The organism is Rudanella lutea DSM 19387, from assembly GCF_000383955.1.
Classification (GTDB): domain Bacteria; phylum Bacteroidota; class Bacteroidia; order Cytophagales; family Spirosomataceae; genus Rudanella; species Rudanella lutea.
Genome location: NZ_KB913013.1, coordinates 3,090,340 through 3,104,728, shown reverse-complemented (window position 1 = coordinate 3,104,728; position 14,389 = coordinate 3,090,340). Strand labels below are relative to the sequence as shown.

16 protein-coding genes are annotated in these 14,389 nt (G+C 54.9%); 8 read left to right on the top strand and 8 right to left on the bottom strand.

Features of this window, described 5'->3' with window-relative positions; genetic code table 11:
- Window positions 1-162: 162 nt before the first annotated feature.
- Complete coding sequence (locus tag RUDLU_RS0112810) at window positions 163-1,353, top strand: hypothetical protein (RefSeq protein ID WP_019988788.1); 1,191 nt, start codon at window positions 163-165, stop codon at window positions 1,351-1,353.
- Here the strand turns inward: RUDLU_RS0112810 and RUDLU_RS0112805 are convergent.
- A complete protein-coding gene (locus tag RUDLU_RS0112805) occupies window positions 1,343-2,101 on the bottom strand; it encodes a copper homeostasis protein CutC (protein ID WP_019988787.1) in 759 nt (252 codons plus the stop codon). The genes RUDLU_RS0112810 and RUDLU_RS0112805 overlap by 11 nt on opposite strands.
- A 172-nt stretch (window positions 2,102-2,273) precedes the next feature.
- Here RUDLU_RS0112805 and RUDLU_RS0112800 point away from each other — a divergent pair, with 172 nt between their 5' ends.
- Window positions 2,274-2,495: a DUF2795 domain-containing protein gene (locus RUDLU_RS0112800; protein ID WP_015329640.1), complete on the top strand. Its 222-nt coding sequence runs from the start codon at window positions 2,274-2,276 to the stop codon at window positions 2,493-2,495.
- Window positions 2,496-2,654: 159 nt separating this feature from the next.
- Here the strand turns inward: RUDLU_RS0112800 and RUDLU_RS0112795 are convergent, their stop codons facing one another.
- Window positions 2,655-4,316 (bottom strand): glycerol-3-phosphate dehydrogenase/oxidase, encoded by a 1,662-nt coding sequence (locus tag RUDLU_RS0112795; protein ID WP_019988786.1) that lies wholly within the window; start codon window positions 4,314-4,316, stop codon window positions 2,655-2,657.
- Between the two features lie 22 nt (window positions 4,317-4,338).
- A complete protein-coding gene (locus tag RUDLU_RS0112790; RefSeq protein ID WP_027303013.1) occupies window positions 4,339-4,812 on the bottom strand; it encodes a sterol desaturase family protein in 474 nt (157 codons plus the stop codon).
- Window positions 4,813-5,021: 209 nt separating this feature from the next.
- On the opposite strand from RUDLU_RS0112790, the gene RUDLU_RS0112785 reads away from it, so the two are divergent.
- A complete protein-coding gene (locus tag RUDLU_RS0112785; protein WP_019988784.1) occupies window positions 5,022-5,675 on the top strand; it encodes an AlbA family DNA-binding domain-containing protein in 654 nt (217 codons plus the stop codon).
- 70 nt (window positions 5,676-5,745) lie between these two features.
- Here RUDLU_RS0112785 and bioA read toward each other — a convergent pair whose 3' ends face one another.
- Window positions 5,746-7,017 (bottom strand): adenosylmethionine--8-amino-7-oxononanoate transaminase, encoded by a 1,272-nt coding sequence (gene bioA / locus RUDLU_RS0112780; protein WP_027303012.1) that lies wholly within the window; start codon window positions 7,015-7,017, stop codon window positions 5,746-5,748.
- Between the two features lie 59 nt (window positions 7,018-7,076).
- On the opposite strand from bioA, the gene RUDLU_RS0112775 reads away from it, so the two are divergent.
- The 4 genes from RUDLU_RS0112775 (at window position 7,077) to RUDLU_RS0112760 (ending at window position 9,802) form a co-directional block, all read left to right on the top strand.
- Window positions 7,077-8,144, top strand: a complete 1,068-nt coding sequence (locus tag RUDLU_RS0112775; RefSeq protein ID WP_019988782.1) for a bifunctional heptose 7-phosphate kinase/heptose 1-phosphate adenyltransferase — start codon at window positions 7,077-7,079, stop codon at window positions 8,142-8,144.
- A gap of 146 nt (window positions 8,145-8,290) precedes the next feature.
- A complete protein-coding gene (locus RUDLU_RS27420; protein ID WP_019988781.1) occupies window positions 8,291-8,845 on the top strand; it encodes a hypothetical protein in 555 nt (184 codons plus the stop codon).
- Between the two features lie 208 nt (window positions 8,846-9,053).
- A complete protein-coding gene (locus tag RUDLU_RS0112765; RefSeq protein WP_157580182.1) occupies window positions 9,054-9,290 on the top strand; it encodes a hypothetical protein in 237 nt (78 codons plus the stop codon).
- Between the two features lie 80 nt (window positions 9,291-9,370).
- Window positions 9,371-9,802 carry a YybH family protein gene (locus tag RUDLU_RS0112760; RefSeq protein ID WP_027303010.1) on the top strand — a complete coding sequence of 144 codons (432 nt, stop codon included), beginning with the start codon at window positions 9,371-9,373 and terminating at the stop codon, window positions 9,800-9,802.
- Window positions 9,803-9,806: 4 nt separating this feature from the next.
- On the opposite strand, the gene RUDLU_RS0112755 is transcribed toward RUDLU_RS0112760, so the two are convergent.
- Both RUDLU_RS0112755 and RUDLU_RS0112750 read right to left on the bottom strand, forming a co-directional pair.
- Window positions 9,807-11,021 carry an acyltransferase family protein gene (locus RUDLU_RS0112755; RefSeq protein WP_027303009.1) on the bottom strand — a complete coding sequence of 405 codons (1,215 nt, stop codon included), beginning with the start codon at window positions 11,019-11,021 and terminating at the stop codon, window positions 9,807-9,809.
- 103 nt (window positions 11,022-11,124) lie between these two features.
- Window positions 11,125-12,168, bottom strand: coding sequence for an isoaspartyl peptidase/L-asparaginase family protein (locus RUDLU_RS0112750; protein ID WP_019988777.1), 1,044 nt, complete (start codon window positions 12,166-12,168; stop codon window positions 11,125-11,127).
- A 66-nt stretch (window positions 12,169-12,234) separates the two neighbouring features.
- Here RUDLU_RS0112750 and RUDLU_RS0112745 point away from each other — a divergent pair, with 66 nt between their 5' ends.
- Window positions 12,235-12,648, top strand: coding sequence for a MaoC family dehydratase (locus RUDLU_RS0112745; RefSeq protein WP_019988776.1), 414 nt, complete (start codon window positions 12,235-12,237; stop codon window positions 12,646-12,648).
- Between the two features lie 82 nt (window positions 12,649-12,730).
- Here the strand turns inward: RUDLU_RS0112745 and RUDLU_RS0112740 are convergent, their stop codons facing one another.
- Together RUDLU_RS0112740 and RUDLU_RS0112735 are read right to left on the bottom strand one after the other, a co-directional pair.
- Window positions 12,731-12,913, bottom strand: a complete 183-nt coding sequence (locus RUDLU_RS0112740) for a hypothetical protein (RefSeq protein ID WP_019988775.1) — start codon at window positions 12,911-12,913, stop codon at window positions 12,731-12,733.
- Window positions 12,914-13,057: 144 nt separating this feature from the next.
- Window positions 13,058-14,362 (bottom strand): aminotransferase class I/II-fold pyridoxal phosphate-dependent enzyme, encoded by a 1,305-nt coding sequence (locus tag RUDLU_RS0112735; protein ID WP_027303008.1) that lies wholly within the window; start codon window positions 14,360-14,362, stop codon window positions 13,058-13,060.
- Between the last annotated feature and the right edge of the window lie 27 nt (window positions 14,363-14,389).

The window sequence follows — 14,389 nt, the reverse complement described above, 5'->3', positions numbered from 1 at the left end:
AGGATTATTTTTATAAAAGAAAATCCTGTAATCCTGTCGAAAAATAAACTTGTCCTGCACCCAACGGGTAGTCATTCGCGGAGAAGGGGGCCACTCAATCGGCTTTTGCAACGAAATCGAAACCGTGTCGATTAGTATTCAATTGGCCTCAAACCCTCACGAATGACTACCAGTAACCCTAATCAGAACCCTTTTGACTCGTTTTGGTGGGCGGGTTTTGAATGTACCGACCAGTTGAACTGCTTCGGCAATCGGGTCGATTTTCTCGACATTACCGGCCACCTGGTTCTCTGCGATGACGACTATGAGCGGATTCGGGCGTTTGGCCTCCACACTGTTCGGGAAGGAATCGGGTGGAGTAAGGTCGAGAAACGGCCCTACCAGTACGACTGGTCTGAGGTGCAGTACTTGATGGAGCGGGGCCGGGTGCACGGTATTCAGCAGGTCTGGGATATCTGTCACTTCGGTTACGCCGACGATCTGCACCCACTGCATCCGATGTTTGCCCGGCGGTTTGCGGCCCTGTGCCGCGCTTTTGTGCAAATGTACCGCGACAATCGCCCCGATGGCCCATTGGTGGTTACGCCTATCAATGAGGTGAGCTTTATCTCGTGGCTGGGGGGCGACGCCCGCGGTACGCAGCCTTACACCACCAACCAGGGGTTTGCGGTTAAATACGGCCTGATGCGGGCCTACATCGAAGGCATTGCGGCCATGCGCGAAATTGACCCTACAGTCCGTATTCTAACTACCGAGCCGCTGGTGAATATGGTGCCCCCTCTGCACCCTGATCTCGACCAGATTCGACAGGCGGCTGAGGCCCACACGAACCAGTATCAGGCGGTTGATATGCTGGCTGGCCGGATGTGCCCTGAACTGGGCGGTACCGAAGATAACCTCGATATTCTGGGTTTCAATTATTACTACAATAACCAGTGGGTGGTGCCCACGTTCGATTTTTTGCCGTGGGTCAACGAAGGCAACGACCCGCGTTGGCGGCCCCTGCGTAGCCTGCTTATTGAAGCCTACGGCCGGTACAAACGCCCGGTGGCCCTCACCGAAACGAGTCACCCCGGTATCGACCGGCCGGGCTGGATTCGGTTTGTGGGCGAAGAGTGCCGGGCGGCCATTGAACAGGGGGTACCCCTGTGGGGTGTTTGCCTGTATCCGATCATCGACCGGCCCGACTGGGACCATCTGGACCGTGAGTGGCATCATTCGGGGCTTTGGGATGCCGACCTGAGCCGCACTGACCAGCCGCCCGCCCGGGTTTTATACCAGCCTTATGCCGATGCCCTGCGGGATGTTCAGCAACGGGTTGGCCGAAACTTATTTGCCGAGATCAACGGGTAGCGGACGCTCCGTCGGTATAGGCGCGGACCAGCTCGACGACCGGCCGGATTTTTGGCAGACTGGCTCCATGTCGGTCGTATTCGCCCTGCACCGCCGATGCCATACGCACCACCTCCGACCGGTATTGCATGGGGCTGGGCGTTGTTTGTTGCCCACTCAGGTGAAGCGCATCGACGCCGGTTTGGGCGAGCTGTTCGGCGTTTTGGGCGTTTACACCGGCCCCGGCCATAATCTGAATGCGCCCGGCGGCCTGTTGGGCCAACGTTTGCAGCAGCGCGGCTCCGGCTGGGGCATTAGGTTGCTGGCCCGATGTCAGAATCCGCACGGCACCCGTTCGGATGATGGCCTCCAGAGCCGATAGCGGATCGCGGCACACATCGAACGCCCGATGAAACGTAACGGGTAATCCCTGCCCCCGGTCGATTAGCCGCCGGGTGAGTGCTTCATCTACAGAGCCATCGGGTTGCAGGCAACCAAGTACCAGCCCATCGGCACCGAGTTGGCGCGCCAGGTCGATGTCGGCTTCCATAACGGCCACTTCGGCATCATCATACACAAAATCGCCCCCGCGCGGTCGAATCATCACCCAAACCGGAATCTTGACGTGCTCTTTAACGAGTCGGAGCAGCCCCGCGCTGGGGGTCAGGCCGCCGTCGCTTAGGCCTCCGCAGAGTTCAATCCGGTCGGCGCCGGCCTGTTCGGCGGTGTGGCAATCGGTGAGCGAGTAACAGCAGATTTCGATTTGCATGGTGAAAAAGCTTTATTTGAGTGCAAAATAAACAAATGCATAGCCACTCAGTTTATGGCCTAAATGCCGTTTATTCTATCTGAGGGCAGAATTTTACGAAAGGACCCTTGGATATATAAATTTTTTTACTTTTGCACCCTCATAAAGCAAGACTCTAAAACAAGTAATACGTATGTACTGGACACTCGAATTGGCGTCGTATCTGGAAGATGCCCCCTGGCCCGCCACCAAAGATGAACTCATTGACTTCTCGATTCGCTCGGGAGCCCCGCTCGAAGTGGTTGAAAACCTTCAGGAGCTGGAAGACGATGGACAACCTTACGAAAGCATCGAAGAAATCTGGCCGGATTACCCGACCAAAGACGATTTCTTCTTCAATGAAGATGAATATTAATCGGGAGTGAATCCCGCCTTTTATACGCAAACAGGCCCCGTAGCATCTTGTTACGGGGCCTGTCTGTGAGTGATGAGTGATAAACGATGAGGGATGAGTTGGCTGGCGCAAGCGTAAAAAGACGCGCCAGCCAACTCATCCCTCATCGTTTATCACTCATCACTTTAATAGCGGTTCAGGGTGGCTATGCTTCGCCTGCTCGATGTAGGTCTGAATTTGGGTTTTGAAGGCCTGTTGCTGCGCTTGGGCGTGTGCATCTGACCAGCCCAGTTCGGTGCTCAATAGCGCCGTAGCAGTAGGGATAGCCGCTAAAGCCGCCCGCCAGTCGACAAGGCCGAGCCGAATCCGACGTAGTAGCAGGTCTTCGAGGGTCTGGGCCATCTCGTGGCGTGCCGCATAGCAAACTTCGGCCTTCACGAAAGGATGACCCGCCACCAATTCTTCGCCCAGAGCCGGGTCGGCTTCGATCAGGTCGAGCACGACCGTTGCCTGTGTGCCGTACGTCTGGGCCAGGTGCCGGATTGTTTGCGCCGGAATATGCACATGGCGCTTCACCAGCGATTCCACAAAATCGGGTGTGTATCCAGCCCCCCCAAGTAAGGTCAGTTCGTCGGTATGACACTCTTTATGGATTCCCAGCCGCTCGCAGCACACGTCGATGGTGTCCTGCGCCATAAGCCGGTAGGTTGTCCATTTGCCGCCCATAATACTGACCAGTCCCGACTGTTCGTCGACTTCTACTTCGTGGTCACGAACCAGGCTTTTCGAGTCGGCATTGGGGTCGGCTTGCAGAAGGGGCCGTAAGCCGGCAAATCCGCCTGTGATCTGCTCGGCCGAGAGCGGAACGGTCAGGTACTCGCTGACGTGCTTGAGCAAAAACGAAGCCTCGTCGGGTTGTAGATACGGCGTTTCGGTGGGGTCGGCTTCGGTGTCGGTGGTACCGATGAGGTAATGACCCCGCCACGGAATAGCAAATAGCACGCGCCCGTCCGACGTTTCGGGAATGAGCAGAGCGGCCCGTGTATTGCCCACAGCCTGCATGGGCAAAACTACGTGTGCCCCTTTACTGGCGCGCATCCGGTTAGCCTGATTGGGGTTGGCCTCGCGCCGGAGCGAGTCGGCCAATGTGCCCGTAGCATTCACAAATACGCGCGCCCGCAGCCAGAATGTCTCGCCACTAAGCTCGTCGCGCAGCAGCACCGCCCGAACCGCGCCTGTGTCATCGGTCTCAAACCGAATTGCCGAGCAATGGTTGGCTACGGCCGCGCCTTGCCCATCGGCTGTTTGGGCCAGGCCCAGGTTGAAACGGGCATCGTCGAACTGCCCGTCGTAGTACAGCACGGCACTGTGAAACCCTTTCGTTGAAAAGGCCGGGAAGTAATCCAGAGCCTCCCGGTGGGAGAGCCAGCGGCTGGGCGCCAACCGGCGGCTGCCGGCCAGCAGATCATACAGCTTCAGGCCAATGGTAAAGTAGAGGCCAGCAAACCAGTTTTTACAGGGCGTGAGCAGAGCGAGCGGATGGGCCAGGTGCGGAGCCAGCCGCAATACAGTTTGGCGTTCGTATAGGCCCTTTCGGACCATAGAAAGCTGCCTGGGGTCGAGTTTTTTGAAGGCTTGCTCCAGATACCGCACCCCGCCATGCACCAGTTTGGTCGAGCTGCTGGAGGTGGCCGAACTAAAATCGTTGCGTTCGATCAGGGCTGTTTTCAAACCCCGACTGGCTGCATCGAGTGCACAACCGGCCCCAGTGGCTCCACCGCCTAAAATACATATATCAAACTGTTCGGTTCGTAAGCGGTGAAGGTTGGTTGTGCGGTTCATGCGTGTACTCAGAGTTTACCGATTAGGCTTCGGTAGCCGATGTAGTCGACCGAACGTTCCGGTCGTATTTCTTGGGAGCGTACAAAAACCCGAAGGCCTCGGCGCCCTCTTTGGTGTGTACTTTGTGGTGAATGTAATGCGCCCGGATGATTCGCTGCATATACGGGCCAGTAAAGCGGTGTTTGAACTTCACCCGCTGGTGAACAATAATGTCGTGGAAAACGAAGTAGAAGATGCCGTATAGGGTTACGCCACCGCCGATCCAGGCCAGAAAACGGAGCGACTCTACCTCGACACCCGTTACGATCAGCGAGATGGAAACGGCGCTGAAAACGACGGCAAACAGGTCGTTTCGTTCAAAAAAGCCTTTGTGGTGGTTGTGGTGATCGCGGTGCCAACTCCACAAAATACCGTGCATGACGTACTTATGGGTAAACCAGGCAACGCCTTCCATGAACAGAAACGTCCCGATGACTAAGGCAACGTTTAGTAGCATTTTTGTGTTATTAAGTTAGGTTAATCAGACAGGTGGGCCCTGCGACCCTGTTCAGATAACCGATTTTGTGGCCAGAAAGTTGGGCCTTAACGCCATTCGCTCAACTTCGTAACAAGATAATAACATCCGCCGGAAAGCCGTACTTGTGTTTTTAAATACCCGTTGTATATTTAGACAAGTAAGTGCTCCACACAATCAGTAAGCCAATTATGGACTACCGGGCACTCAAAGATCTGGTTCGTCGGGGTGAAGGCCAGCAGATCGAGTTTAAATTGAAAGTCAATCACCCCGAAAAAATTATCCGTGAGGTAGTCGCTTTTGCCAATTCAGAAGGCGGGCTGCTCTTTATCGGTGTGAACGACGACCTGAGTATTCCCGGCCTCAAACATGCCGACGAAGACCTTTACCTGCTCGAACGCGCCATTCAGAAATTCTGCTTTCCGGCCATTCCGTACACCGTAGAGCGTATTCCGTTGTACGACGAGCGCGAAGTTCTGCTGTTTAAGATTCCAGCCAGCCCCGGTCGGCCACATTACGTGGTTCTCGACGCTGATAAGCCCGAGGAGAAAAAAGCCTATGTCCGCGTAGCCGATCGCTCGGTGCAGGCAAGTAAAGAGGTGCGGGAAATTCTGAAAGGGCAGCGGGCCGACCGTAGCGTACGCTTTACTTATGGCGACAAAGAGCGGGTGCTGATGCAACACCTGAGCCAGCACCAGACCATCACGGTCGATGCCTTCGCCAGCCTGGCTAATGTTCCCCGGAAAATTGCTTCCCGCACGCTTGTATTACTGGTACTGGCCAATGTGTTGCAGGTGCACCCTAATGAAGTTGTTGACCGGTACACGTCATCGGTTGAAGTATAGCCGCCCGTGCGGGTCTGTTTAAAATGGCCTGCCCGATGTCATTTCGGCATCGGGCAGGCCATTTTGCCTATCAGAGTATATCGAGTAAGCCGAGAATAGCCGTGTAAGCCTCGTCGAGCTGCCCGTTGGTGGTGCTGTAGGGGGGAAGCAGGTAAAGCACGTTACCCAGGGGTCGCATCAGAATACCCCGGTCAAGTAGGTAGCGGTAGGCCACGTCCCGAATACTGTTGAAATATGAGCTGCCTTCGCCCGAAACCCGCAGATCGAACGCCAGAATCGTGCCGCGCTGCCGTACATTCTCAACTGCCGGGTGCTGCCGTAGCGTTTCGGCAAAGGTTTGGTGCTGTTGCGCGATGCGGGCAATGGCCTGTTCCGTTTCGGGTTTCTGTAATAAATCGAGACTGGCCAACGACGCGGCACAGGCCACCGGATTAGCCGTAAATGAGTGCCCGTGAAACAGGGTCTTGTAGCGGTCGGTCGACAGAAACGCTTCGTAGATGGCCGCCGTGCAGGTGGTTACGCTCAGGGCCATGGTGCCGCCGGTGAGCCCTTTCGACAAACACATTAGGTCGGGTTGTTCGGTCAGGTAGTGGCAGGCAAATGTCTTGCCCGTACGCCCAAAGCCCGTCATCACCTCGTCGGCAATCACAAGGGCACCGTGCTGACGTGCCATGCGGATAAGCGCCTGTAACGGCTCTGGCTCGTACATAACCATGCCGCCGGCCCCCTGCACCAACGGTTCAAAAATAAACGCGGCCACATCGTCGGCAAACAGGTGCCGGGCCTGTTCGAGTACGGCCTCCTCCCGGCCGGGCGTGGGGGCGGGCAGGTATTCAACATCGAACAGAAACGGAACAAACGGAGCCGTAAAGGCACTGCGCCCGCCAACGGCCATGGCTCCGAAGGTGTCGCCATGGTAGGCGTCTTCGAAAGCGACTACCCGCCGACGCGGCTGCCCCAGATTATGCCAGTACTGAAATGCCATTTTCAGGGCTACCTCTACCGCGGTAGAGCCATTGTCGGAGTAAAACACCCGGCGTTGGTTGGAGGGTAGTAGAGGTAAGAGCCGCTCGGCTAGCTGTACGGCCGGTTCGTGCGTAAAATCAGCAAAAATGACATGCTCCAGGGTATTGAGTTGCTCGCTCACACGCTGGGCAATGTAGGGGTGGCTGTGCCCGTGCAGGTTTACCCACCAGGACGAAATCATGTCCAGAAATGACCGGCCCGATGCGTCGAAAAGCAGGCTACCCTCGCCCCAAACAATCGGAATCGGGAGCGGGGCTGTTTGCATCTGAGTGAACGGATGCCAGATAACAGCAGAGTCGCGGTTTGGTAAAGTCATAGGCAAAGGTACATTGGTGCCACGCCTTTTTCGTTTCTTTGCACCCAGAAACAACTCAAATGCTGCTCATGAGTCCTGCACTCGATACGGTCGGGCATGGCAATGCCCAGAACGGAAATGCCTCGCATGGAAATACACCGCGTGAAGTCGCCATCGATGAACTTTTCAATGCATTCAACAACCTCCGGGTGCTGATTATTGGCGATGTGATGCTCGACTCCTACGTGTGGGGCCGCGTTGACCGTATATCGCCCGAGGCCCCGGTTCCGGTCGTGAATGTGGTTCGGCGGGAGTTGCGGCTGGGAGGGGCGGGCAATGTGCTCCTTAATGTGCAGGCATTGGGCGCTGAGGCTATTATCTGTTCGGTGATCGGGACCGACGAGCCCGGTGACCGGCTGGTTGGCCAATTGAATGAGCGTTGTCTGTCGTGCGATGGGCTGATTCGGAGTGAGTCACGGATTACCACGATCAAAGAGCGGATTATTGCCGGTTCGCAGCAGGTGGTACGGGTCGATACCGAAACCGACAAGCATATTACGACTACGGAGCGGGCCCGGCTCATTGCTAAGGCCAAAGAGCTGATTCCGACCTGTCAGGTAGTTATTTTTGAAGATTACGACAAAGGAGTGCTCAACGCCGAGTCGATTGCCGAAATCACGGCCTTCGCCAACGAGCAGGGCGTTCCGACGGTTGTTGATCCCAAAAAGCGCAATTTCCTGAATTACCACCATACCACACTTTTCAAGCCAAACCTGAAAGAATTGAAGGAAGGCCTGAAGCTGGAATTTGATGTCGACGACCCCGCTGAGTTTCAGCAGGCAGTTGATACGCTGAAAGAATCGTTGCAGATCAAGGGCGCACTCATTACCCTGTCGGAGCGGGGGGTGTATATTGACTTCGATAATCAGCAACACCGCTTGCCGGCTCACCTGCGGCAAATATCGGACGTATCGGGTGCGGGCGACACTGTCATTAGCATTGCGGCCTGCTGCGTGGCACTGCGTCAGCCGCCCCAACTGGTGGCCGGTTTGTCGAACCTCGGCGGAGGGCTCGTTTGTGAGTCAGTGGGGGTAGTCCCTATCGACAAGGCAAGGCTGAAAGAAGAAGCTATTCGGCTTAAACTGTAGCGTTTTAAGTATTCACTAATTAGATTTAACTTGCTTTGTGGGGCTTCGAGCTGGCCCGTTCCCTCAATAAAAACGAACATCATCTAAAAGCCGAGGGTTAAGATTTTGGTAAACGACCAAAACTATAGACAAAACAGGTTTTAGTGATGAAAAAGCTAATGATCATGGGCCTCATGCTGGCAGCCGGTATGACCCTGAACGCTCAGGCACAGACAACGAACTCGACGCAAACGCCAACCGGGACCACTGGTACGGGTACCACGAACACGGGTACGATGAACAATCCGTCGAACACGAATACAAACTCAGGCACGTATCAGACGCAGCCATCGAGCACCAACACGAACGCAGGCACGTACCAGACCCAGCCCACCACAACGGGTGGTCAGTACAACACGGGTATTACGCCAACGCAACAGCCAACGGGCACTACGCAGACCAACCCGCAGAATACCAATTCGGGAAATTACAACACGCAGGGCACAACCGGCACTACGGGTACAACCGGCACCGGAAGCACCAATAGTGGTAGCTACTCGACGCAGGAAGACCGGACCATGCAGCAGGGGAATACCCGCCGGAGTCAGAACCGGGTACGCTCAACGGACCGCACCACGAACCAGACTATGGATACGAACTCGAATATGCGAAACGGTCGTCGGAGCAATACAACGAGCCCCCGCAGCACAACGAATCGGTAAACAAGCACTGGAGACGGAATAGATTGCGTTTCTACGTAATCCATAAATACGTAATCCATAAATGTGATGGCCCAGAAAAAGCCGGATGGGAATAGCACCCGTCCGGCTTCTTTTGTTACAGCCCATTTGCTGTTTGGGAGCACGTAATATTCAAAAGAAATCACAAACTAAAATTGATACACTACGTATGAAAACGAGCCTCTTTCTTATGATGAGCCTCCTTGGTCTGTCGTTGACGGCCGGAGCGCAACAGGCGCCGGTAATGAACCAATCGACCTCGACCCCGAATCCCCAGCAGGCCCGCCCGGCGCGTCCGCAGGCAAAACCCGTGAATCCGAATCAGAACCGGGAAGTCCCAATTGATACTACCCGGCCCGGTCGGCGGAAGCTCCGGCCCGATTCGCTCCGGCGGGGAGGAGCCGTTCGGATCGATACGATTCGGTGAGCATAGGAGGGACGGCCATGACCCTGTTTCGGTTTCGTGTGTATATTGTTGCCGAACCTGCAAACGGGTTTGTTTCTGCTATGCGAAAGGTATTTGTTGCGGTATTGTTGTTTTGGGCTGCTGGTGCAGCCACGGCGCAGTCGGCCGCCGACCGCCGGGCTATTTTGGCTATTCTTGACCGCCAGACAACCGACTGGAATGCGGGCCGGGTCGACGATTTTATGAACGGCTACTGGCAGTCGGATTCGCTCACGTTTGTGGGCAAGATCGGGGTGACCAAAGGGTACGAGGCTACGTTAGCCAACTACAAGAAGCGCTACCCCGACCGGGCCTCGATGGGAACGCTCAAGTTTGATATTCTGAAACTCGAATTTCCGGCCCCCAATGTGGCGTACGTGATTGGCAAGTGGCACCTGACCCGCCCGCAGGTAGGCGATGCCGGTGGGCATTACACCTTGTTGTGGCGCAAGCTCAAAGGCCGTTGGGTGATCGTCAGCGACCATTCCAGCTAACAAATCAGTGGACGTTGGCCGTCTCGGTAAGGTGGGGTTCGCGCTTCGACATACGGTCGCGGAGGCTCGTCATGGGTAATTCGTAGTACTTATGCAGCAGGGTCGACAGCCCCAGGCTGACTATCCAGAACAAAACCACCTTGCCGTACCCAACCGTCAGTGAAGTTGTCGGGATGCGGTTGATGAGCAGCCCCATCACGGGCGTCAGGTTGAGCAGGTACAGCGAGTACGAAATCAGACTGACGTGGGTAATGGCGCGGGGAATCCAGCCCGTAGCCGACCGCCAGGCGTCCATCCGCGGAATGAGCAGCATCATGCTCAAACCAATCACCAGAAAGTAAAACGTACGCTTGTAAAATACATACGCTGGGTACACGCCACTGTCGACGTAAAAAGCCAGGATCAGAATCGACGCGGTAAATGCGGTGATGACAGTCATGACCAGTCCCAGCCAGAACGCGTTTTTCTGGGCCATGGGGCTACGCCAGAAAGCGGGGTAATACTGCTTCACGTAAGCCGCCAGTACACCATACGCAATGGCATCGAGCCGGGTGATGACAATGCCCCGAAATCCCAGCTCACCGGCCGAAATTGGCTGCTGTAACGCCAAAACCAGCCGGAGTAGGTTAGTCCCCACAATTACCGTCAGGATAACAGCCAGGACAACCCGCTGCTGCGACCAATGGGCCGGGCGCAGCCGGTGCCAGAGGAGCAAAATAAGCGGAATAAACAGGTACGACCATTCTTCAATAGCCAGACTCCACGTTTCGGGGAAGAAATCGGGTACGTACCAGGCAAAATTCTGTAGAAAAACAAAATAGCTGGCAAGGGTCCATTTGGCTGGTAGCGAGTGATGCTGCCCGGTCAGAAACGCCTGAATCAGATTGATACCGATAATACCGCCCAGCACCAGATAATAGTTTGGTAAAGTCCTGAACCATCGGCGTACCCAGAAATTCATCAGTACGGGTCCGTCCATGCGGCCTTCCTGTTCATAAATTCGGATCAGGATTCCTCCAATCAGAAACCCGCTCAGGACAAAGAACAACTCCACGCCATCGGGCAGAAACTGATGAAGTAACCCGCCCTGATGGTACGACCCCAGCGCGTTGTTGGCGTGTGCATCAACCACAATCAGAATGGCCGCGGCCCGGAGCACATCCAGCCCGAAGACCCGCTTCTGCGATGCGGTGTCGAGCGAAAACAAGCGTTTTAACATAAGCAATAACCGGCCCGCCAGCGGCAGGCAACTGCTCACAAAGCTACGGGGTATTTAGTAAGGTGCCGCGACACACGATAGATTGAGGCCGCGGCTCCTGCATTTACTTGAAATAACTTTTCGATGCCGTTGTCACGTTGTTGATGCCGTCGGCCATAACCGTGTACGAGAAGTTGGGCTGCACCGAATACGCGCCAATTTCGCCCGCTTTGCTCAGCGCAATAAAGCCGACCTGAAATTCTTTGGCCCGGTTGACATCGCGTTTTACAATCCGTTCAATGGCTAGCCGACAAGCCTCCTCGGGGCTTTTGCCCTGCCGCATAAACTCAATGACCAGGTGCGAACCGCACATCCGAATCACCTCTTCGCCTTGTCCGGAGCAGGTTACGGCCCCTACCTCGTTGTCGACGTACAGGCCCGCTCCGATGATGGGTGAGTCGCCAATACGACCCCGCATCTTAAACGCCATGCCGCTCGTGGTACACATACCCGACAAGTTACCGGCGGCATCGAGGGCCACGGTGCCCATGGTATCGTGGTTGGGCGTACCATCGTCGAAGTACGACGGTGCAAACGGTCCGTTGCCTTTGCGGTCCGGTTTGGGCCGGGGTTGGTTTTCAATATTGATAATAGGCTTGTACTCTGATTTTTTAAGCCATTGACGGTACGTACGCTCGGCATCAGCGGAGAGTTTTTGGGGTTCCAGCGCAAAACCATTAGCTACGGCAAACTGCTGGGCACCCTCACCGGCAAGCATCACGTGTGGAGTCGTCTCCATAAGCTTCCGGGCCACCGAAATCGGGTGCTTGATCCGCTCCAGAAACACCACCGACCCACAATTGTACTGATGGTCCATGATGCAGGCGTCGAGAGTTACATATCCGTCGCGGTCGGGGTTGCCATCCAGACCTACGCAGCAGCTGGGTTCGTTTTCGATAAAGATCCCGGCCTGTTCGACCGCATCGAGCGCCGAGCCACCTTTTTGCAACACGGGCCAGGCACCATTATTCGCTGTTTTGCCGCTGTCCCAAGTTGAAACAACAATTGGCTTTTTGGCAACGGGTTTTGCGCCCGGAATCAGCTTAGCCAGTTGAAACTGAGGCAGAGCCAGCGCTCCCCAGCGAAGAAAATGGCGTCGTGAAGTCATAGACATACTATTTGGCGGTTATTTAGCGTCCTGAATCTACGGGAATCACCTCTATAACTCCAACTTATGACGCCTGAATTTGGTCTTCATGCCACGTACAGTCACGCTTTTCGGTTCTCGCAGGCCGATGTAGAAGACTTTGCCCGCGTTACGGGCGACAACAATCCCCTTCATCTGGATGCCGAATTTGCGGCTCAAACTCCCTTCAAACGACCGATTATTCACGGGATGTTGGGGGCAAGTATCTTCACCAAAGTGTTGGGCACCGAATTTCCGGGATACGGTTCGGTGTATCTGGGCCAAACGCTGGAGTTTTTGCGGCCTATGTTTGTTGATACCGACTACGAAGTCACGTTTACGGTGCAGTCAATTGACGAGGCCCGGCACATTGCCGAAATTCTGGGCGAAGTCCGCGATAAGCAAACGGGTAAGGTCACAACGCGCGGTGTGGCCAGGCTCATGCACCGGGAGAAAATCTAAGTCCTGCCTTATTGGTGAAGGGTCTAAAACAAAAGAACCCACTGATTTCCAGTGGGTTCTTTCATAAGGAGAGAACGGGCTATTACTTAGCAGCCGCGTTTTTAGCTTCCTGAACTTCTGAGCGAATTTGCTGGGCCAACGTCTTCAGGTCCTGCATGCCTTTGCGTACACGCGTGCCTGCTGCCTGATTATTCTTCTCGTAGAATTTCTCGAAATCAGCTTCCAGTGACATCACCAGATTCTTTACTTCATCAAATCGTGCCATGATAGTACGGATGAGGTTTAATTGTTAAAAATGCCCTAAATCCGCTAAAAACGCGGTTTTCGGCTGAAATTTAGGCATTCTTATATACAACGCAATAGCTGACCCAAAAAAATAGGAGAAAAATGCAAAAAGCGTTACCTAACCTTATTCTGCGGCAGACTCAGCCGACACTTCAACGGTCTCTTCGGCTACCGGAGAGGCCACCAATTGTCTGTAGAGGCCATTTTTGAGATTTTCGGCCACTTCGCTAAACACATTCAGGGTGTATTCAACGTCTTCCAAGGAGTGGGCAGCCGTTGGAATAACCCGCAACATAATCACGCCTTTGGGCACAACGGGGTACACCACAATCGAACAGAATACACCGTGTTTCTCGCGTAGGTCGCGGACGAGTGCCGTGGCCTCGGCTACGCCACCCTCGCTTTGCAGCAGGACCGGCGTAACCGGCGAGGTTGTATCGCCAATGTTGAACCCACGGGCCCGCAAGCCACTCTGTAGCGCCTGTACGTTTTCCCACAACTTAGCCCGCAGTTCGGGGTGCTGCTGAATCAGGTCAAGACGCTTCATGGCGCCAATTACGTACGGCATGGGCAGGGCCTTAGCGTACGTTTGCGAGCGCATGTTGTACTTGAGGTACATGATGATGTCGTGGTCACCGGCAATAAAAGCCCCGATGGCCGCCATCGACTTGGCAAATGTTGAGAAGTACAGATCTATGCCTTCCTGGCAACCCTGCATTTCGCCAACGCCCGCGCCGGTCTCGCCCATCGTACCAAACCCGTGGGCATCGTCGACCAGCAGACGGAATTCATATTTCTCTTTCAGGGCTACAATCTCGGCGAGGCTACCCACTTTACCCGACATACCGAATACGCCTTCGGTGATAACCAGAATGCTACCGCCTTTTTCGGCGGCTTTCTTCTCGGCCCGCTGCAGGTTTTTCTCCAGGCTGGCCATGTCATTGTGGTTAAACTTATAGTACTCACCCAGCTTGGCTTTATGCAGCCGAATCCCGTCGATAAGGCAGGCATGGCACTCGGCATCGTACACGATCACGTCGCGGTGATCCACTACGGCTTCGATAGCCGACATAACCCCCTGATACCCATAATTGAGCAGGAAAGCGTCTTCTTTACCGACAAATTTGGCCAGACGGGCCTCCAGTTCTTCGTGCAGATCGGAGTTGCCCGACATCATACGGGCGCCCATCGGGTAGGCCAGGCCCCATTCGGCAGTGGCATCGGCATCGGCCTTGCGTACCTCCGGATGGTTGGCTAACCCTAAGTAATTATTCAAGCTCCAGTTGAGCATACGCTTGCCCCGGAACATCATATGTGGACCGAGTTCGCCCTCTAACTTTGGAAATGCAAAATAGTGATGACCACTTAGCTCTTTCGACGAGGAGCCTATCGGCCCCAGGTTCGTACGTAATTTCTCAAATAAATCCACTTTTTAGAGTCGTTTATCCGGTTATGT